The organism is Rhizobium sp. WYCCWR 11152 (genome assembly GCF_013087615.1).
GTDB classification, from domain to species: Bacteria; Pseudomonadota; Alphaproteobacteria; order Rhizobiales; family Rhizobiaceae; genus Rhizobium; species Rhizobium indicum.
The window spans coordinates 983,835-1,000,281 of sequence record NZ_JABFCP010000009.1; the positions used below are offsets into that span (position 1 = coordinate 983,835).

Below are 16,447 nucleotides of genomic sequence, written 5' to 3' on the forward strand. Positions count from 1 at the left end.
GGGCGATTTGAACCTCGCAGGGAAGCCAGACAGGATGACCGTCAAGACATCATCAGCGCGGAAGAACGGTAGCGTGCGAAACAGCGCCGACGATGCGTCTGAGCCCATCCCGCTGCGGTTTGGCGATGATCCCTATGTCTGGGCCTGCTGGCTCTATTATGAGGACGGCATGACGCAGGGCGACATTGCCGATACCATGGGGATTTCGCGGGCAACCGTGAACAGTTATCTCGCCGATGCGCGCGCCCGCGGTATCGTCAATATCTCCATCGAGCCGTCGCGCCTGAGTTCGCTGACGATTGCTCAGGAGTTGAAACGGCATTTCGGTCTGCAGGACTGTCTCGTCGTTCCGAGCGACGACAATACCCGCCCGCTCATCGACCGTCTCGGGCGCGCAGGCGCTCAGGCGCTGCAGAGGCTTTTGAAATCCGGTGATACGCTGGCCGTCGTCTGGGGCCGCACGGTCATGGCGGTCGGTGAGCAGGCCTCGATAAGCGGCCTGCAGGACGTCACGGTGGTCCAGGCAACCGGCGGAACCAGTGCGACATTCGCCTATACACCCGAACTTTGCGCAGCGGCCTTTGCCGATGCCGTGGACGCGCGGCTGATCAATATCGCATCTCCAGCGATCGTATCCGCTCCGGATGTCCGTAATATCCTGTTGCGTGAGCCATTGATCGAAAGTCAGTTCGAGGCGCTTTCACGCGCCAACAAGGTGATTTTCGGTATCGCCTCCATGCGCCCGAATTCGACCATCCATACCAGCGGATTCTTCGAGTCGGTATCGTTGCAGCAATATCTGGCGAAGGATGCCGCAGGCATCGTCGCCGGACGTTTCATCGACGGGCAGGGCCGCCCGGTCGCCGGGCCGCTTGACGACCGCACGATCGGAATATCACTCGACATGCTGAAGAGGATCGGTCTGCGTATCGCTGTCGCCGGCGGTTTCGACAAGGTACCGGCAATCCTGGCAGCCCTTCGCGGCGGCTACGTCAACGTGCTGATCACCGATGCCGCGACGGGCCGTGGCATCCTGCATGCGGACGGTGTGACGGAGGTCGACCAGAAGCTTTTGCAACGCCCGAGGGTCGAAATTGGCACGCCGCCGCCAGCGACCGGTTTTCGCACTCACATCAAGAAATTTCTGAACAATCCCGACGAGGTCGTCGAGGAAATGCTCGACGGGGCAGTGAAGGCGCACGCTGCCTATCTCGAGCCGGTCGACAGTTCTCGCCGTGCGCTCGTTGCCCGGACGGGACCGCGCGCCGGCAAGGTCGGTCTTGTGATCGGCGGCGGCACGGGACACGAGCCTGCGTTCTTCGGCTATGTCGGGAAGGGTCTTGCCGATGCCGTTGCTGTCGGCAATATCTTCTCGTCGCCGCCTCCCGGCCCGATCCTTCAATGCACCAGGGCGGCGTCCGGCGGAGAGGGTGTGCTTTTCGTCTACGGCAACTACGCCGGCGACGTCATGAATTTCGAAATGGCAGCCGAGATGGCGGCGGAGGAAAACATCGCGGTCCGCACGGTCGTGACGACGGACGACATCGCCTCATCGCCGCTGGAAGACAGGGAGGGCCGGCGCGGCGTCGCCGGCAATTTCTTCATCTTCAAGGTCGCCGGAGCGGCCTGCGACCGCGGCCTGTCGCTTGCCGCCTGCGAAACGGCGACGCGCAAGGCCAACGCACGGACATTTACGATGGGCGTTGCATTGGAACCGTGCTCGCTTCCCCAGACCCGTCGCCACAACTTTGAAATTGGCCCCGACCACATCGAGATCGGCATGGGCATCCATGGTGAACCTGGCGTCATTCGCGAAAAGATGATGACCGCCGATGAAATCACCGATCGGGTGATGGATCGCATATTCGCGGAAATGAAGCCGGCATCGGGCGACCGCGTCGCAGTATTGGTCAATTCCTTCGGCGCAACGCCGCTGATGGAGCTTTATATTCTCTTCCGGCGTGTCGAGCAGCGGCTGAGTGCGAAAGGCATCGCGATAGAAGCGAATTGGGTGGGACACTATTGCACCTCGCTCGATATGGTCGGTGCATCCATATCGATCTTGCACCTCGATCAGGAATTGACGGAATTGTTGCATCATCCTTGCGATACCGCGTTCCTGCGGGTCGCGAACTGAAGGTATAAGAGATGCGCCCGGCTGACACGGGCCGCATCCTGCTCGAACTGGGAGGATCATGATGTCGGAAAGCGCGGCGCGCCACCTCAGCAGGATGTTTCATCGCATCTCCGTTGCGATCGCAGCGGAGAAGGACCGTCTCTCGGATCTGGACGGGGCTATCGGTGACGCCGATCATGGAATTACCATGGTGCTCGGCTTCACGGCGGTGAACGGGGAACTCGCGAAACTCGACCTCGACCACATGCTTCCATCAGAGGTGTTCACGTCGGCGGCGACAGCCTTTCTGAATGCCGTCGGTGCATCCACGGGACCGCTTTACGCCACGGCATTTCGCAGGGCCGCCCAGGTCCTGAAAGAGGACGAACACCTTTCAACTGCCGATCAGGCGGCGATCGTCGAAGCGATGACGGCCGGCATCAGGGAGCGTGGAAAGGGCCAGCGCGGCGACAAGACGATGCTCGATGCCTGGATTCCCGCGACGGAAGCCGCCGTCACTGCACGGGCGCGGGCGGCCGGTAGCCTCGAAATGTGGACCAGCATATTGGCGGCGGCCGAAACCGGCGCGAATTCGACCCGTTCGATGGTTGCAACTCGGGGGAGGGCGGCCCGGCTCGGCGAGAGGTCGCTCGGACACATCGATCCAGGCGCGGCCTCGGCAGTCATCATCCTGCGCGCGATGAAGGAAACCTTCGCCGGCGACAGGGTGAAAGAGTAGGAGCGGCGACAGGATTCACATGCAGGGTTACCTGCGCGGTGCAAATACGTCTTCGTTCCGAGGGCATCCTCAATTCGTGACCTTTTCCGCGATGAGGCTGCTGTCTTGAAACAGCGCTGCCGACAGATCGGCAATCTCGTCATGAACTGCTGTGCGCTTGATGCCCGGGGGATCGGTAAAAAGTTCTGCCGCAAAGGCAAGGCCCAGCGCCGTACCCTCTGGCACGAAGACATAATGCCCAAGGCCGCCGCCGAAGATTTTAAGAGCGCTGCGCCGGAGCCGCGCATGCAGCCATGATGAACATTCTTCGGCCGGTGCCGCCGTGTCGGCATCGCCGACCAGGACAAGGGCAGGCGCATCGACAGCTTTCAGGCTTTCCTCGCTGAAGCCGAGAACGGACCGGCCCGGCGCGCAGATGAGGGCGGCCTTGATTCTGTCATCTCGGTAGGACTTCGACATGCGGCCCCACGAATCGCGAAACACATCGCTGGTGCGCAGCAATGCCGGGATATGATCGGCAAGGTCGGGAAACTCCCTTGGTCCGCGCGCGCCACCCGGTTTCATCCTGGACGGTTCGAACTGCGAGAACTGGGCGACAGCCCCAAGAAGCAGCATCACGCTATAAGCTCCGGCCGAAAACCCGGCTGCGAAGACGCTGTTCGTATCGATATGGCCAGAGAGATCGCTGAGCCACTCGTCGCGGTGGTCGAGCATGTAGCTTAGATCAGGCGCCCGCTCCCAAAGGCAGGCAAAGCCTTCGGCGCGATAGGGCTCGATGCCGGTATTGCCGTGGTGGCTGACGCCGAGCGCCGCAAATCCGCGATCGACCAGGCGTCGCGCCAGCCACTCCAGTCCGGCCGCGGATCCGCCGGTGCCATGCGACAACAGCAAGAGAGGATAGGGCTCGGCCTCCGATCGGATGGGTGCATTGCGGGCGACGGCCGCCTTCTGGAACCAGCTTCTTTCCGGGACGTCGCTTTGCGCGTCATCGGCGGCGGGATACCAGAGGGACCAACGGATGGGTCTGGGGCCGGCGGCGTCCCAGTTCGACCTCTTCTCGTCGTAGAGGACGCCGTCGCGAAAGCCCAGTGTCATCTCTTGGATGCCCCTTTGAACACGTCCCAGCCGTTAATTCGTCGCCTTCTCGACGGTGATGTCGCCGAATTCGTCGATCAGCACGGTCCAGCCATCCGGCTCCGCCGCAGGGTCGGTCTTCAGATAGACTGTGGCGAAGAGCCCCGGCTGCTTGATGATGCCGTTCGAATTCTCGGGGCGTATATCGGTCACGTAAGGTTTCAGGTCGCTGAACTCCTGCAACTCGATGGTCGAGGCGATCGCCGGGCCGGTCTCGGTCTGGGCAATCTGCTGCAGATAGACCTTCGAGGTCCTGTCCGGCTGGCGCACGGCAAAGAGCTTGTAATAGCCGCGGCGCTGCGCGGCCTCTCCCTCGGGATTGGCAACGCTCTCGGCGCCCGTCGGCGCCCGCTCGACATCAGGTGCGTTGCCGTCGTCCTCCCAATAGCCGGTGCTGGTCGCGAAAATCACCGATGCCGGCAGGAGGGCATCCTGCGCCGGCGCGGCCTCTGCTGTGACGCTCCATCCCGCAAGCAGGAGGCTGGTCATCAATATCCGTCGCATTGCCATCGTCTCAATCCTTGAACTGCTCGGCGAGAATACGGTCGGACCAGGAGCGGTCGGGATCAGACAGAATGCGCGCCGTGACATGCTCCGACTGGGCGATGCGAATATGCAGCACCGACTTGACCTCGGTATTGTCGGCCACCGCATTCACCGGCCGCTTCTCCGGCTCGAGAATGTCGATATCGACGGTTACCTTGTTCGGCAGCAGAGCGCCCCTCCAGCGCCGCGGCCTGAAAGCGCTGACCGGCGTCATGGCGAGCAGCGGCGCCTCGAGCGGCAGGATCGGGCCATGGGCGGAAAGATTATAAGCCGTCGATCCGGCGGGTGTCGCGACCATCAGCCCGTCGCAGATCAGTTCCTCCAGACGCACGCGCCCATCCACCATGACCCTCAGATTCGCGGCTTGGTAGGACTGGCGAAAAAGATAGACCTCGTTAATGGCGAGCGCCGTCGAGTTGGTGCCGTCGGCGTTGGCCGTCGTCATCTGCAATGGCCGGAAGACGTTTTCGACGGCGACACAGATGCGCTCCTGAAGCCGATCGGTACGATAATCGTTCATCAGGAAGCCGACCGAGCCGCGATTCATGCCGTAAACCAGCTTGCCGGAGTTCATGGTGTTGTGCAGCGTTTGCAGCATGAAACCGTCGCCGCCAAGCGCGACGATGACGTCGGCTTCGTCAGCCGGTACGTCACCATAGAGACCAATCAACTCCTCGCGCGCGGCAAGCGCCTCCGTCGTTGGTGAGGCGAGAAAGGAAAGCGTCTGAAATGAACGGCCCATGCAATGCCCTTTATGATGCTGCCCTAGCTAAAGGATAAAGGCCTTGTGCGACAAGGACGTTTTCTATCGCGAAGCGTTTTGAGCCGCAGCCGACCAGTCCACGCAGACGCGGATTTTCCCTTTACAGAATCACAGAATCTGTTAGTTGGGCAATTATTGCCCTTGTAGCTCAGTTGGTAGAGCACCTGATTTGTAATCAGGGGGTCGCGAGTTCGAACCTTGCCGGGGGCACCAAAATTTCACAGTTAAGTCAACGACTTAAAGAAGAGTCCGCCCTTTGAGGCGGGCTTTTCATGCGCCGCTGGTTTAGCCAGAATTACCATGTTTTCCGGGCTTTCACCGAGAGTAGCGGGGATTCCGTGGAGCATGGATGGCGCATGGTATGGGGGCGCGCATGAATGAGGATTTCCAGGAAACCGACGCGGGCAGGTTTATTAGTAGAGCGAAATGCTTCCTCGAAGCCGCCCGTGTCCTGGATAACAAAATGGTCGATGGGCGCAGCCATATGCTTTTTGCTCCTGCGCTTCACCTCGCTGGGCACGGTCTTGAACTGCTGTTGAAGGGATGCCTTATTCACAACGGCCAAACGAAGGTCAGGGCAGTAGGGTTCGGTCACCGAATCAATGAGATGTGGGCGGTGGATCTCGTTGAGCCACTCAGACTGGCCGCCGGGCGTAATGCGGACATCACGCACCGAGAGGCTGTTGCATCGGGCATGTTTCCTGGCGCCGAGAACATCAACAATCCGCGTGAGCTATTCGAGGAATATCGCTCAGCGCTAGGTGAATTGCATGCCGAGACCAGGGTCTTCCCAATCCGTTATCCTACCGACGACGATCGACTTGGTCCTAAGACACCGCTTTTAGTTGGCACCCTTTGGCTAACTGCTGACGACTACGTGAAGCGGCCCGACGAATTCCGCGTAGGCACCGCCATCTAAACACGAAAAAACCGCCAGCTGATGAGGCTGGCGGATCGCTTATGAGCTACAATCAGCTGTACGGAGAATTACAGTACGCACGCATCCCAGCCCGAGGGACGTAGGTATTGTCATAGGCGCGGTATGATCGGTAGCGGTCCGCGCACCACTGTACGTGGCGCGAGCCACCGTAGTTGGCGCGGGGTTGGTTGGCTATTGCTCCCCCGATAATTGCAGCAGCGCCGAACGCAGCTAGCGGATACCAGTAACCGTCAGAATGCCGGCGATACCCCGGTCGACGATCCCGGTAGCCGCGCTGTCCGTGGTAGTAACCGTTGCGATGGCGGCGGAGATCACGATTATCGCCGCGATACTGCACCTGATCCACCTGCGAGGTGGCTACGGGAACATTTGGAGTTGCGACGGGAAGAGCGAATGCGGTCGTAAGAGACGTGAAGCTCATAGCCACCGCAAGCGAACCGGCGGAGAGTATTTTCGTAATTTTTTTCACGGGTTATTCCTTTCCTAGAGATACGGAAACCCGGCCCGAGACATAAGGTTCCGTTAAGTGAGGAAACCGCCGGCTGGTGAGGCCGGCGGCGCGCTGTGGTGGTCTTGGTAATTGGTGGCGGCCAGCCGCATCATGCGGCGACTGCGGTCGAGCGCGTATCGGCCAGGGCGGGCCGATTAGAAATCTTTTCCTCCGCCAATGAGCTCCCAGAACTCGCCCCGGCGATAGGTTTTGAACGTCAGCCAATCCATTCCGGATCCGCGCATTCCGTTGCATTCGCGACAAGCCACGGCAATGTTGTCCCACTTGGTCCAGCCATGAACGCGGCCCGTCAGAAGATGCTCGATCGTAGCGGCGTCCGGTCGGCTTCGGCCGCCGCCGCGAGGCAGGATGACCATGGGTCGATCACAGTAGCAGCACTTCCCATCCTGCTTTTGGAAGAGCCTACGAAGCAGTTCGCGTTTGACCCCGGTCTTCATATGGATTCTCGCAGGCGGTGAGATGGCTTCCTTCGACCGTGCGAAACGGGCGGCCAGCGATGTCACCTGTTATGAGTTGGATGCAGTAGATTTCTCTTCCGAACGCCGACCGAGAGCGCGTCATTACGATCGCGACGTGGTCGTGGAAAGCGACCGTGTCGCCTGGAGCGAACTGGAAATCAGTGGCGAGGTAAACTCTTGTCTGTCGTCTGCCAAGCAAAGAGCGTGGCAGTAAGCTTCTATCGGCGTGGCCTATCGGTGCATGAATGGTCATTGTTGTGCTCCTCGTTGCTTCGAAAGGGTCGACGTGATACCTTTAGATCACCGCGAACCCTATGTCAACACCTTTGGATAACTTTGATACTTATGGATCACTCATCAATCACCGGGCGGCAACTGGCCGCTGCCAGGACACTTGCCGAACTGAGCCAGGCCGACGTCGCCAAGGCTGCAAACGTCTCTATTCCGACATTGAAACGGATGGAGGGCGCATCTGGATCCGTGCCGGGCATGACAAACAACGTGGCCGCTGTCGTCCGCGCGCTCGAGGCTGCCGGCATCGCGTTCATCGATGGCGACTATGCAGGTTCTGGCGGCCCCGGCGTTCGCCTCCGGGATGGTCAGGGATAGCCCCTCATGCCGAAAATTATTGATGAGTTGCTGTACTTTTTAGAGCGGCAAGGCGACGGAAAGTATCAGGTCGAAGGCGAGCATCTATTGGCCGATCTCGGCAACACAATCCCCGCGATCGGAGACCGCATCACCCTTACCATTCATGATGTTGGCATCTCAATCATGGAGGTCGTCGGCCGCCACTTTGTGCGCCATTACGACGAGACCTCCGATTCCGAGTGGATTGCTTGGTTCATCATAGTTCAAGCGGTCGACCTGCCGGAAGCAGACGACTTATTCGATGTCGTCAATGAAAGCTACCGCCGGTTTGTCAAGAAATGAGCGCCAAACCCCGCCTGATGGCCGGCGGATAGGGAAGATCCGTACGACAAGTGGATGCGAGAGCATCCAGACCACTGAAGCAGCGCAATATCAGAAACGGCGCCCCTTACGGAGCGCCGCCAAACTATGAGCCATGCTACTTCTTGCGCGGCGGCTCACCCTTGGTATCACCGCGGCCCGGATTGGGAACACGTTCGTTCTGTGTCGTCTTAGGATGCTTGGCAGCATATTCGGGAGTAACAAAACGCCCCGACTCGGAGCTGCGGGATGCATCATGGGTCTTACGAGTAGACATGGTAACCTCATAGGGTTGCGTTAAAAGCCCCACAGAGGTACAAACCCAGTGCCAACCGAGGTGTATTCTCTGGTTTTGGCGGCCCAGCCTTCAAAACTAAGACCACTTCAACGAAAGGGCGTGCTGACAATCAGCACGCCCTTTTTTAATGGAAAAATTTCCTTTGTCTATAGCTATAATATCTACCCTCGTGCGGATGCCTTATTATCCGCAGATGTAAGAAAAAGTCAAGTACAAAATATTTTGAATTTCCTCGTGAAAACAGCAGCTTATCATGATTTACATTTACACATAGCTGCATTGCAAGAAATCCACAGTTTCGTTCCGTTTGCGTTCTTTTTGTGGTCAGACGGACGGTACCGCGAAACGAATCGCCGGAATATTGAGCGGGCCGAAGCCCGCCCCTCGTCCTCCCAGTCGCGCATAAAGTGGCGCCTTGCGTCCCGGTAAGCCGCCAGTGCCGCCTTGGACTTCTCGGAGAAAGCAACGACCCCTGACGCATCGGGGATCAGCACGCGCGCGACAGCGTCACGCGCGCCTGAGAAAAGCGTGCGAAGCATGATGGGCTCCGGTTTGTTTTGGGGGTTAGGCCCGCTTAGGGCCGATCTGAAAGGCGTAGTGATGGTTGCGGCCGTCGTAGGCCTTGTTGACCCAGCCGAACCAGAGCTTCAGGTAGAAGCCGCCGAACAGCGGCTGATCGCGCTTGAAGCAGAAGAACCGGACACCTTTGGCCGTCTCCATGACGTACCATTGATTTTTAGGGGTATCGCTGATCACCTGTCGGACGATGATGCTGCCGGCAGCCGGCATGCCTAGAAGTTCCGACTGCCAGCCATGTGCTGGGTTTCGGCAGATCCAGCATGTGCGTTGCCACCAGAGACGCCAGCCAGAAAGGCCGGCGCGATAGCCTTTCACGCGCTGCGATATGCCGCCGTCAAGATTGGCGTCGAGCGTGGAAAACCATTGCAGAATGCCGGGGAGCCTTGGGCCGGTCATGAGCGACAGAGCGGCCAGCAAAGGCGACAGGGCATAGGAGGCAAACACGAGGATGATGTTTGGCAACCAATAGAGCAGATAGCGGAGGATCATGGCCAGACTATCTCGGGAAGTTCATGCAGGAACGCATCGACCGTCGGCTGCTCCCGAACACCGCTCTGCACTTTCGCGAGCTCGCTGTAGCAATGCGACCAGACGGCGTCGCGCCACGCTACGAAAGCCTGCGCCTGCGCTGCCCAAGACCCGACGGTTGAAGCCACATAGCTTGCGAGTGTCACGCCGTCGTTGAATTCTTTGGAGCGTGCCGTCTCGTCGACAACAGCCTGGATAGCGACCTGATAGTCACCCATCGCAGGGGTATACGGCGCCGGCGCGTATTCCTCTGTCGTGGTCTCGCCTGTCGCAATATTAAAGATTGATCGTGTCGCCATGTCAGACGTCCATTTCCCTTATAAGTTCGACATCGCCGCCGAGTGTCGCGGTTCCGGCCGCCGTAGTGAGCCGGATGCGGTCGAGCGCTCCTGACAGGGTTACGCCCACCGCAGCCAATGCGAGAATGCCGCTCGCATACTGGACCACGATTGAAGCGATCCAGCGGTTAGTCGAGCCGAAGCGCGTCAGGATAACGTGCCCGCGATACGGGCCAACGGCGCCTGTAGCGGTGTAGGCAATTGGGATGCCAACCGTTGATGTGCCTGCGTTGGCGCCGACACTCGATACCGCACCGTTCGAGGCCAGGTATCCGGTTGTTACCATGCCGCCGGACGTTCCGAGCTGGATGTAAAGCTGCGCCGCAGCGCTAACCGTCACCTCGTTTAGGGTAATTGTCAGGCGGCGCACCCCCGCCGGGATGCCGGTGATGTCCTGGCTGGTTCCGGACAGCGCCACGTCTGCGTCGCCTTGATGCCGACCTTGCTCAAGTCTACATCGGCATCCGGCATCTTGAGCGTGCGATTGGCCGTGAGCGCTGTCGCATCAAAGAGCCAGCGAAAGCCGCCAGCGTTCTGCAAGCCAACAGTCGCGGCTGGGAAGGACACAACATTCGTAGAAGTGTTGACGGTCCAAAGCAGAATGTCGTCTGAACCGTCATAGTGGTAATATTTGACTGCCCCTGCTACCGAGGTGTCTTCCCAGACCGTCCCAGCGACGGCGTAGGTCGGCCGCGAGGATCCAGAGTGGCCAGACAGCAGCGCGTCGAATGAATCGTCGATTCTCTGTGTCATGGCGGTCGGCGAAGCCGGGCCGACGAGAGGGACCGACCATGTGGTGGCCTGGGTCATGCGTTGTCTTCCTTCTCGTCGTCCTCGGCTGGCTGATCGCTAAAAAAACGATCTCTGCCGAAATAACTGTCGGTGCCGAAGAAGTCGGTTTCGTCTTCGACCGGTTTGGGGTTTTCGGTTGTCATTGGTTTCCTATTGCCTGTCGTTGTTTTTCGAACGGCCATCACGCCAACCGCCGTCTGAAGTCGGCCGAGTGGAGCTTGCCGGCAGCACGACGCTGGGCGCGGTTGCCGAACGGAACGACTGTCTCGACCGCGGCAAACGGGTTGATCCGCTCGCCTATTTTATCCGGCCAGACATGGATCCGCTCTATGCGGGCGCCTGCGCTATCGACGGTAGTGAGATCGATGTGCCCGCCGACAAAAAACTGCGGCTCGTCTGCCGTGCCTCGGCGGTTTTGGGTGACGTCGGCCCGTTGGCGCATGAACGTCATGACCTCGAGACCAACATGGCGCAGATACTGCTCTTGGCTCTCACCCACGAGCGGCTGGCGGACCGTCGACATTCGCTCGATCGGGAATTCCGGCCCGCGCATGGCGGTATTGCCGAGGTCGCGAAGTGCGAATGGCACGATGTCGTCGCGATCCTGCTCGGCTGCGGTCTGGAAGCCCAGGTGCTGAATTCCACGCGTTTCCGACCAGAGCACCATGGCCACCATGAGGTTGTTATGGCGATTGCCTGGCAGTGCTTGGTAGGTTTCCTTCAATTCGGCCAAAAACGACGGCATGAAAACGTCGACGAAATTGTCGACACCAAATTTCTCCGCCTGCGCCAAAAGGAAGGTGCGGGTGCGCTCGCCGAGATCGGCATTTCCCAAACTTGTAGCAGCAAACGGCACGGTAGCGGCGACAGTCACTTTCGTCCCGAAACTGCGAATGACACCATCGGCCGTATAGCCGGCGCCATCTGTGAACATGAAAGACCGATCGCCGGCCTTAATCGCGAAAAAAGCACTCACACGAGTCCCTCCAGATTGATATCGATGTTGCGATCGACGCCGCAGAGCACGCGCTGAATAGAGTCAGCAAAAGCCTTGCCGATATCGCCGCCATTGTTGAGCAGGGCCGATTTGAAGTCGGAAGCAAAGTCCTTGAGGTCGCCACGCAGATCTTCAGTCCGCAGGAACTGGCGGATCTGTCCCGCGTCTTCGCTATTCAAATCATCCGGCCTGCCGTATTGACGGAGCGTTGTCGTGATCTTCTGATCTTCCTTCGACAGCGAGTTGAAACGCGCCTCGTTAGTTAGATCCTGCTGCAGTTTCGTTTTCGACAGAACGTCTGCGTATCTACCGTAGAGCTCAACCTTCTTCTCGATCTCGGCACGTTGCGTGGCTGAAAGCGATCTGCCCTTGTCTTCCGCCTGCTGAAGCAGGTCGAGGCGGAAGCGAGCCGTATCGGCTGCGACCCCGAACTTGCCCTGTAGGTCGATCTCCTGCAGCATCTGGCCGAGACGGTCGTCTGCCGATTTGAGCAGGTCACGGTAGGCGTTGGCGGCCTTCGTGGCGGCTGTTTCGGTCTGCTTTTCGGCCTTGTCGGCCCCCGGCAACCCCTCGAGCTCGATGAGGGGGCGTCTTTGTGGAGTCGGACCTACACTCGGCGTGAATGTGCCGGTCTGGTGGGTCTTGCCGTTCTCATCGCGGAATGTGGCGCCGGCGGTGATGTCCTGAACGCTCGTGGCACCGGCCAAAGCTTTCACCCACTCCTCGCGCGCCGCCTTAGATGCCTCGATAGACTTCTGGATAGATTCGGTGATCTTGTCGAACGCGTCGCGAAAGCCCAGAACCGACTTAACGCCGTACTGGTCGACAGCGCTGGCGAGGATCTGCTGGGCGGCGTTGATGTCGGCGATCGAAGCCGTGCCGTTGTCCAGCCGCTCCTTTAGGTCACTGAACGCCTTGCCGAAATCACGAATGAATGCCGGATCCGCCTGAATGCCGCGAAGACCGCGCATGGCCTCGGTGAATTGCCGGTTGATGCCCTCAAGCTTCTCACCGAGACCATCAAGCGCCTTCGCGCCGAGAATGTCGCCGGCTTCGCGGCCCGTGCTGATCTGCTTCGCCCGGTCGAGCTGATCGACGACCTTCGTCACGGAAGGAAGAGCATCACCCCAGGCTGCCGCAGCATCCCTGATGACCTCGTTCTGCTTCTCGATCAGAGGCGTGGTTTTATTGGCGCCGTCTTCGCCGGCTGTGAAATATTGCACCAGCGCCGCGGACCCCGCGACAAGGCCGATTGTCACCAGCGAGATGGGTGATAGCAGCGAAGCGAATGCAGCGCCGAGGCCGCCGATTACCTGCTTGCCGGTGCCCATCGTGGCGAGCACAGATGAAAGCTGCGTGCCCTGCTGCAGAGCGATCTGCAGCGGGTTCATGCCCATCGCAGATGTTACTGCGATGTCCTGAAACTGTGCCGCTATATTGGCGGTCTGGAAGCCACCGCCATTGCGCTGCGACGGCGTGGCAGCCAATGCTGCATTGCGACCCTTGATGGCAGCAATCTGCGACGTGTACGCGGCCTTCTCCCGGTCGAGCGCCGACGTCATCTCCGCGGAGGAGATTGCACCGATGGCGTGGGCAGTTTTGATTTCCTTGAGACTGGCCGTGTACGTCTGCTGAGCAGCGAACAGCGGGCTGTAGCGAGCGCGCAAGCGCTCTAGCTCCTTGCCCTGATCGGCAAGCGCGCCGGCCCACTCCTTGGAAGCAGCCTTGCCGATGCCAACCATATTGTTGATGCGGTTTTGCAGCGTCGAAGAAACGGAATTGTCGATCGACTTGCCGACCGCTGAGAATTGCTTCTGGACACTTCCGGCAAGTGTGCCGAGATCTTGTTCAATACGCTTGATGCTGCGGCGGAGCGTGGCCTGATCTGTCGATATGCTGATAATCAGGTCATCGGTATTGTCAGCCATGCAGAGGCCTCCGCGCGCCCGATGACGCCATGGTGATTGTCATTGGAGTTCCTTGTTCAAAGCCACCCTTTGGCTTGCGGGTGTTCGCTGTCTTGCGAAGATTAGAATGAGCGCGCATGATTAATGCGATCTCTGGGGTGGGGCTGATGATTAAAGATGCGATGTCGGCAATTCTTGAAACGCCAGAAGGCAGGCGTTACTTTCGGTTCGCGATACAAGTTATTCTGAGTCTACTCGTGGTATACTTGGTCGCTTTACTATTGATTGCGGTTCACCGAGGATCTAATAATGCCCCGATTAATGTATGGGGGCTAGACATCGGCGCGATACCTGACGGCGGTAGCGGTAAAACGGATGAAGGGACGAACGACGCCCCAAATCTCGATCTGCGTAACGCTTATTTCGAGTGGAGAACTCCCGATCGAGTTTGGGAAACGGACGCAAGTTGCGAGATCGACCTTAGAGAAGCGCTAAAGGCCATGCAGTTATCCCGCTTCGATAAGAGCGAAAAACTGTTCTCAGGGGAGAAGGACGGAGCACTGATCTTGGCGAGTTGCTACGGCGAAAATGCCGGTCGGGGTTCGATGGCAAGTGTCGTAGCTTTCGGTAAAGAGGACGGTGCGAGAGAATCGATAGGAACGTTCTTGGCAATGACGGGGGTCACCAATTAGCGTCGCCGCCTCCGATGCCGAACGGCCGGCTGCCCGAATTCCTTCAGAGCCCACGGCTCTGACTGCTTGTCGATCCAAGATTCTAGATATTCAGCGCCGAGGCGTTGCCAGGCTTCCGCAACGGTTGCGTCGTCAGCTCGGCGGTATTCATCCACCTCAATGCCGGCGTCTTTCGCATCGTCGAAATAGTCGCGACCGGCCTGAAAGATCATTTCCCACGCCATCATGTCATCGGGGTGGGCTTTTGATTTCCGTCTTTTGCGGGGCAAGATTACCTCCGGTTGGATCGAAGGGCGGGCGGCCTAGCGCTGTCGCTTCCGCCGTCGTTACGTGAGATTAGGCGCCCCAGCGATCTCGATGCCCCGGGGCTATGCCTTCAGCTTTGCCAAGGCTTCCGTGATCCGTTTCACGCGCGCGTCTACGTTGCTGGCCGTTTTCATCGCAGCGAACCGCGGCGCACGCGCAGCCAGCCATAGGTCGGGCTCCTCGTCTTCCAGGTCGACAATGGTCGCGAAGGTTTCGGGAACGGCACCCTGCCGACAGAGCGAGATTTCCTTCAGTGTCGCCCGAGCGATGACGTCGACGTCATATCCACCGACAGTTTGAGTCTTGAAGTCCTCGATGGCGACGCCGACCGATACGCACGCCCGTTGCCCGTCCTTCACGTTGTCAAATACGGCACGCCCATCGGTCGTGCTGGCAATAGGCATTCTGAACGCAAGGCCGCGAACTGTGTTCGCGAACTCCAGACCGCCGGCAATACCGCCGTATTGGCGGGAAGCATTGTGATCGAACAACAGCGATTTATCCTTGCCGTCGTGAAGCGTGTCGACGAATGCCGCGGCCTCGAAATAGACGAGGCGCCCTTGGTGCTCGAATGCTTTTTCCGTCAGGCAGGCGAAACCCTGGATGCCTGGCCGCTTGAGCTCTCGGCCGTCACTGCCGTAGAATCTGGGCTTTGGCTCGGCGGGCTGCCGGGCCGTACCGCGAGCACGATCGATGAAACGCTCGACGCTTCGTGGTCTGCCGCCTGTGTAAATTGCCGGCGCTCTCATCGGTACTGCAGCTCCGCCGGGATATCCTTCTTGTCGATGACGCCAATCTCGACGGATTCACGAAAGAAGCGTGCCATCGAGCTATGTGGATCGATCGGGCTGCCGAGAAGCGAAGGAGAGAAGAACCCGAGCGACTCGATGGAGATGCCCTGGTCCTCCACCACCGTCGCCAGACCATGCAGATCGAGTGTCGCGGCGTGCACATTGCGCATGGCATCAACCACGGCCCGTAGCTTGCCGCGATACGTCGGCGCAATTCCCGACCTGTACGCGCTCTGGGCGCGCTGGCGCTCAACGGCGATTTGTCCGTCAAGCACGGCGCCTGCGGCCCGAAGGGCGCGAATCTCGTTCGCCATGACAGCAAGTCTATCCCGCTTGCTCGGTGGCGTTTGTGCAGGCGGCTGTCCGATTAGCTCGGCGACGCGGAGCGCCTCCGCACTGTCTACTGCAGTGCCGAATTCTGGCTCGTCGTTTCGGGCGAGCGCAAGTTGATCGGCAATTGTTTTTGCAAGCTGCTCGCCGATCTCCTTGCGTTTGGCTGCGAGTTCGTCATGCCGCTCAGTATGTTTTAGTTTTTCGATTTTCACAGTTGAAGGCCTCCACGATCTCCGCCAGTTCGCGGATCTCGTTCAGTTTGAATTGGTAGGTTGGTGAAGCGGTCTCGTCGGCTGTGCCGTATCGAACAACCGCGCGCTTCCCCGAGAGGGAAAGGCACTCGAGAATGACGCTCTCGTCGGACACGGAAAGGAACCCATCGTCGAGGTCAAGATCGCCGAGCACCGGCGACTTCGGCAGCGTTTCGATCACGGCGCGCAACATCTCGCCGGCGGTTGCCGGCAGGTCCGCAGCATCCTGAAGCCGAGCCAGGCGCAGTTCGCGGACGCACCGCGGAGAGGCCTGAATACCTTCGGCGCACAAGCCGAAAACGACGTCGGCGATGTGGCTCGGCCGCAGGTCTCCGCCACGTTTGCCAGGCAGCATTCCGGCCTCGCGGAGGGCGCGTAAAGTTTGGCGCACCCTGGATATCGGTTGGTGAAATAGCCGGGCTATTTGCCCCAGGTGGCGCGATTCGCGCATGATGATCTCCTCTTAGGTGGGGTGCC

At 59.4% G+C, this 16,447-nt stretch carries 23 protein-coding genes and 1 tRNA gene; 8 read left to right on the forward strand and 16 right to left on the reverse strand.

Annotated features, from left to right (window positions below; translation table 11 throughout):
- The first annotated feature begins 34 nt into the window (after positions 1 to 34).
- The gene (locus G9X67_RS20025; RefSeq protein ID WP_138328224.1) at positions 35 to 2,137 is read left to right on the forward strand and encodes a bifunctional sugar-binding transcriptional regulator/dihydroxyacetone kinase subunit DhaK; all 2,103 of its coding nucleotides are present in this window, start codon (positions 35 to 37) and stop codon (positions 2,135 to 2,137) included.
- Positions 2,138 to 2,198: 61 nt separating this feature from the next.
- Positions 2,199 to 2,855 (forward strand): dihydroxyacetone kinase subunit DhaL, encoded by a 657-nt coding sequence (gene dhaL / locus G9X67_RS20030; RefSeq protein ID WP_138387531.1) that lies wholly within the window; start codon positions 2,199 to 2,201, stop codon positions 2,853 to 2,855.
- Positions 2,856 to 2,924: 69 nt separating this feature from the next.
- Here dhaL and G9X67_RS20035 read toward each other — a convergent pair whose 3' ends face one another.
- Genes G9X67_RS20035 through G9X67_RS20045 form a run of 3 tightly spaced genes read right to left on the reverse strand, consistent with a single transcriptional unit; the run spans position 2,925 to position 5,277 of the window.
- Positions 2,925 to 3,950 carry a dienelactone hydrolase gene (locus tag G9X67_RS20035; RefSeq protein ID WP_171599462.1) on the reverse strand — a complete coding sequence of 342 codons (1,026 nt, stop codon included), beginning with the start codon at positions 3,948 to 3,950 and terminating at the stop codon, positions 2,925 to 2,927.
- Between the two features lie 33 nt (positions 3,951 to 3,983).
- Entirely contained in the window at positions 3,984 to 4,499 is a 516-nt protein-coding gene (locus G9X67_RS20040; protein WP_171599463.1) for a hypothetical protein, read from the reverse strand.
- A 4-nt stretch (positions 4,500 to 4,503) separates the two neighbouring features.
- Positions 4,504 to 5,277: an NAD kinase gene (locus G9X67_RS20045; protein WP_017993642.1), complete on the reverse strand. Its 774-nt coding sequence runs from the start codon at positions 5,275 to 5,277 to the stop codon at positions 4,504 to 4,506.
- A 158-nt stretch (positions 5,278 to 5,435) separates the two neighbouring features.
- Between G9X67_RS20045 and G9X67_RS20050 the strand changes: the two genes are divergently transcribed.
- A tRNA-Thr gene (locus G9X67_RS20050) sits at positions 5,436 to 5,511 on the forward strand.
- Positions 5,512 to 5,671: 160 nt separating this feature from the next.
- Positions 5,672 to 6,217 carry a hypothetical protein gene (locus G9X67_RS20055; protein WP_171599464.1) on the forward strand — a complete coding sequence of 182 codons (546 nt, stop codon included), beginning with the start codon at positions 5,672 to 5,674 and terminating at the stop codon, positions 6,215 to 6,217.
- Positions 6,218 to 6,269: 52 nt separating this feature from the next.
- Here the strand turns inward: G9X67_RS20055 and G9X67_RS20060 are convergent, their stop codons facing one another.
- Together G9X67_RS20060 and G9X67_RS20065 are read right to left on the reverse strand one after the other, a co-directional pair.
- A complete protein-coding gene (locus G9X67_RS20060; protein ID WP_171599508.1) occupies positions 6,270 to 6,659 on the reverse strand; it encodes a BA14K family protein in 390 nt (129 codons plus the stop codon).
- A 224-nt stretch (positions 6,660 to 6,883) separates the two neighbouring features.
- On the reverse strand, positions 6,884 to 7,186 hold the full coding sequence (locus G9X67_RS20065; protein ID WP_171599465.1) for an HNH endonuclease: 303 nt from the start codon (positions 7,184 to 7,186) through the stop codon (positions 6,884 to 6,886).
- Positions 7,187 to 7,208: 22 nt separating this feature from the next.
- Between G9X67_RS20065 and G9X67_RS20070 the strand changes: the two genes are divergently transcribed.
- The 3 genes from G9X67_RS20070 (at position 7,209) to G9X67_RS20080 (ending at position 8,140) form a co-directional block, all read left to right on the forward strand.
- Positions 7,209 to 7,421 carry a hypothetical protein gene (locus G9X67_RS20070; RefSeq protein ID WP_171599466.1) on the forward strand — a complete coding sequence of 71 codons (213 nt, stop codon included), beginning with the start codon at positions 7,209 to 7,211 and terminating at the stop codon, positions 7,419 to 7,421.
- A gap of 131 nt (positions 7,422 to 7,552) precedes the next feature.
- Positions 7,553 to 7,816, forward strand: coding sequence for a helix-turn-helix transcriptional regulator (locus G9X67_RS20075; protein ID WP_171599467.1), 264 nt, complete (start codon positions 7,553 to 7,555; stop codon positions 7,814 to 7,816).
- A gap of 6 nt (positions 7,817 to 7,822) precedes the next feature.
- Positions 7,823 to 8,140 (forward strand): hypothetical protein, encoded by a 318-nt coding sequence (locus G9X67_RS20080; protein ID WP_171599468.1) that lies wholly within the window; start codon positions 7,823 to 7,825, stop codon positions 8,138 to 8,140.
- 880 nt (positions 8,141 to 9,020) lie between these two features.
- Here G9X67_RS20080 and G9X67_RS20085 read toward each other — a convergent pair.
- From G9X67_RS20085 to G9X67_RS20110, 7 genes are read right to left on the reverse strand one after another with little or no spacing between them, the layout of a single operon-like run.
- Entirely contained in the window at positions 9,021 to 9,524 is a 504-nt protein-coding gene (locus G9X67_RS20085) for a hypothetical protein (RefSeq protein ID WP_171599469.1), read from the reverse strand.
- Positions 9,521 to 9,862 carry a hypothetical protein gene (locus G9X67_RS20090; RefSeq protein ID WP_210258903.1) on the reverse strand — a complete coding sequence of 114 codons (342 nt, stop codon included), beginning with the start codon at positions 9,860 to 9,862 and terminating at the stop codon, positions 9,521 to 9,523. The genes G9X67_RS20085 and G9X67_RS20090 overlap by 4 nt, the downstream gene beginning before the upstream one ends.
- A gap of 1 nt (position 9,863) precedes the next feature.
- The gene (locus G9X67_RS20095; protein ID WP_171599470.1) at positions 9,864 to 10,319 is read right to left on the reverse strand and encodes a hypothetical protein; all 456 of its coding nucleotides are present in this window, start codon (positions 10,317 to 10,319) and stop codon (positions 9,864 to 9,866) included.
- A complete protein-coding gene (locus tag G9X67_RS20100; RefSeq protein WP_171599471.1) occupies positions 10,259 to 10,711 on the reverse strand; it encodes a hypothetical protein in 453 nt (150 codons plus the stop codon). The genes G9X67_RS20095 and G9X67_RS20100 overlap by 61 nt, the downstream gene beginning before the upstream one ends.
- Positions 10,708 to 10,836 (reverse strand): hypothetical protein, encoded by a 129-nt coding sequence (locus G9X67_RS35320; RefSeq protein ID WP_281412510.1) that lies wholly within the window; start codon positions 10,834 to 10,836, stop codon positions 10,708 to 10,710. The genes G9X67_RS20100 and G9X67_RS35320 overlap by 4 nt, the downstream gene beginning before the upstream one ends.
- A gap of 38 nt (positions 10,837 to 10,874) precedes the next feature.
- Complete coding sequence (locus tag G9X67_RS20105) at positions 10,875 to 11,669, reverse strand: hypothetical protein (protein WP_171599472.1); 795 nt, start codon at positions 11,667 to 11,669, stop codon at positions 10,875 to 10,877.
- Positions 11,666 to 13,432 carry a phage tail length tape measure family protein gene (locus G9X67_RS20110; RefSeq protein WP_246705430.1) on the reverse strand — a complete coding sequence of 589 codons (1,767 nt, stop codon included), beginning with the start codon at positions 13,430 to 13,432 and terminating at the stop codon, positions 11,666 to 11,668. Before G9X67_RS20110 ends, G9X67_RS20105 begins: the two co-directional genes overlap by 4 nt.
- 302 nt (positions 13,433 to 13,734) lie before the next feature.
- On the opposite strand from G9X67_RS20110, the gene G9X67_RS20115 reads away from it, so the two are divergent.
- Positions 13,735 to 14,289, forward strand: coding sequence for a hypothetical protein (locus G9X67_RS20115; RefSeq protein WP_171599474.1), 555 nt, complete (start codon positions 13,735 to 13,737; stop codon positions 14,287 to 14,289).
- Here the strand turns inward: G9X67_RS20115 and G9X67_RS20120 are convergent.
- The 4 genes from G9X67_RS20120 to G9X67_RS20135 form a co-directional block, all read right to left on the reverse strand.
- The gene (locus G9X67_RS20120; RefSeq protein WP_171599475.1) at positions 14,286 to 14,558 is read right to left on the reverse strand and encodes a hypothetical protein; all 273 of its coding nucleotides are present in this window, start codon (positions 14,556 to 14,558) and stop codon (positions 14,286 to 14,288) included. The genes G9X67_RS20115 and G9X67_RS20120 overlap by 4 nt on opposite strands.
- Positions 14,559 to 14,657: 99 nt before the next feature.
- Positions 14,658 to 15,344 (reverse strand): HK97 family phage prohead protease, encoded by a 687-nt coding sequence (locus tag G9X67_RS20125; RefSeq protein WP_171599476.1) that lies wholly within the window; start codon positions 15,342 to 15,344, stop codon positions 14,658 to 14,660.
- Positions 15,341 to 15,931, reverse strand: coding sequence for a hypothetical protein (locus G9X67_RS20130; RefSeq protein WP_171599477.1), 591 nt, complete (start codon positions 15,929 to 15,931; stop codon positions 15,341 to 15,343). Before G9X67_RS20130 ends, G9X67_RS20125 begins: the two co-directional genes overlap by 4 nt.
- Positions 15,903 to 16,421 (reverse strand): hypothetical protein, encoded by a 519-nt coding sequence (locus tag G9X67_RS20135; RefSeq protein ID WP_171599478.1) that lies wholly within the window; start codon positions 16,419 to 16,421, stop codon positions 15,903 to 15,905. Before G9X67_RS20135 ends, G9X67_RS20130 begins: the two co-directional genes overlap by 29 nt.
- Between the last annotated feature and the right edge of the window lie 26 nt (positions 16,422 to 16,447).

What these genes read in the sequence shown, in the direction of transcription:
- G9X67_RS20080 (WP_171599468.1), top strand. Translation starts at nt 7,823, where the DNA reads ATGCCGAAAATTATTGATGAGTTGCTGTACTTTTTAGAGCGGCAAGGC.
- G9X67_RS20070 (WP_171599466.1), top strand. Translation starts at nt 7,209, where the DNA reads ATGGCTTCCTTCGACCGTGCGAAACGGGCGGCCAGCGATGTCACCTGT.
- G9X67_RS20125 (WP_171599476.1), bottom strand. Translation starts at nt 15,344, where the DNA reads ATGAGAGCGCCGGCAATTTACACAGGCGGCAGACCACGAAGCGTCGAG.
- G9X67_RS20065 (WP_171599465.1), bottom strand. Translation starts at nt 7,186, where the DNA reads ATGAAGACCGGGGTCAAACGCGAACTGCTTCGTAGGCTCTTCCAAAAG.
- dhaL (WP_138387531.1), top strand. Translation starts at nt 2,199, where the DNA reads ATGTCGGAAAGCGCGGCGCGCCACCTCAGCAGGATGTTTCATCGCATC.
- G9X67_RS20055 (WP_171599464.1), top strand. Translation starts at nt 5,672, where the DNA reads ATGAATGAGGATTTCCAGGAAACCGACGCGGGCAGGTTTATTAGTAGA.
- G9X67_RS20045 (WP_017993642.1), bottom strand. Translation starts at nt 5,277, where the DNA reads ATGGGCCGTTCATTTCAGACGCTTTCCTTTCTCGCCTCACCAACGACG.
- G9X67_RS20090 (WP_210258903.1), bottom strand. Translation starts at nt 9,862, where the DNA reads ATGGCGACACGATCAATCTTTAATATTGCGACAGGCGAGACCACGACA.
- G9X67_RS20100 (WP_171599471.1), bottom strand. Translation starts at nt 10,711, where the DNA reads ATGACCCAGGCCACCACATGGTCGGTCCCTCTCGTCGGCCCGGCTTCG.
- G9X67_RS20085 (WP_171599469.1), bottom strand. Translation starts at nt 9,524, where the DNA reads ATGATCCTCCGCTATCTGCTCTATTGGTTGCCAAACATCATCCTCGTG.
- G9X67_RS20040 (WP_171599463.1), bottom strand. Translation starts at nt 4,499, where the DNA reads ATGGCAATGCGACGGATATTGATGACCAGCCTCCTGCTTGCGGGATGG.
- G9X67_RS20115 (WP_171599474.1), top strand. Translation starts at nt 13,735, where the DNA reads ATGATTAATGCGATCTCTGGGGTGGGGCTGATGATTAAAGATGCGATG.
- G9X67_RS20135 (WP_171599478.1), bottom strand. Translation starts at nt 16,421, where the DNA reads ATGCGCGAATCGCGCCACCTGGGGCAAATAGCCCGGCTATTTCACCAA.
- G9X67_RS20060 (WP_171599508.1), bottom strand. Translation starts at nt 6,659, where the DNA reads ATGAGCTTCACGTCTCTTACGACCGCATTCGCTCTTCCCGTCGCAACT.
- G9X67_RS20035 (WP_171599462.1), bottom strand. Translation starts at nt 3,950, where the DNA reads ATGACACTGGGCTTTCGCGACGGCGTCCTCTACGACGAGAAGAGGTCG.
- G9X67_RS35320 (WP_281412510.1), bottom strand. Translation starts at nt 10,836, where the DNA reads ATGACAACCGAAAACCCCAAACCGGTCGAAGACGAAACCGACTTCTTC.
- G9X67_RS20025 (WP_138328224.1), top strand. Translation starts at nt 35, where the DNA reads ATGACCGTCAAGACATCATCAGCGCGGAAGAACGGTAGCGTGCGAAAC.
- G9X67_RS20075 (WP_171599467.1), top strand. Translation starts at nt 7,553, where the DNA reads ATGGATCACTCATCAATCACCGGGCGGCAACTGGCCGCTGCCAGGACA.
- G9X67_RS20110 (WP_246705430.1), bottom strand. Translation starts at nt 13,432, where the DNA reads ATGGTTGGCATCGGCAAGGCTGCTTCCAAGGAGTGGGCCGGCGCGCTT.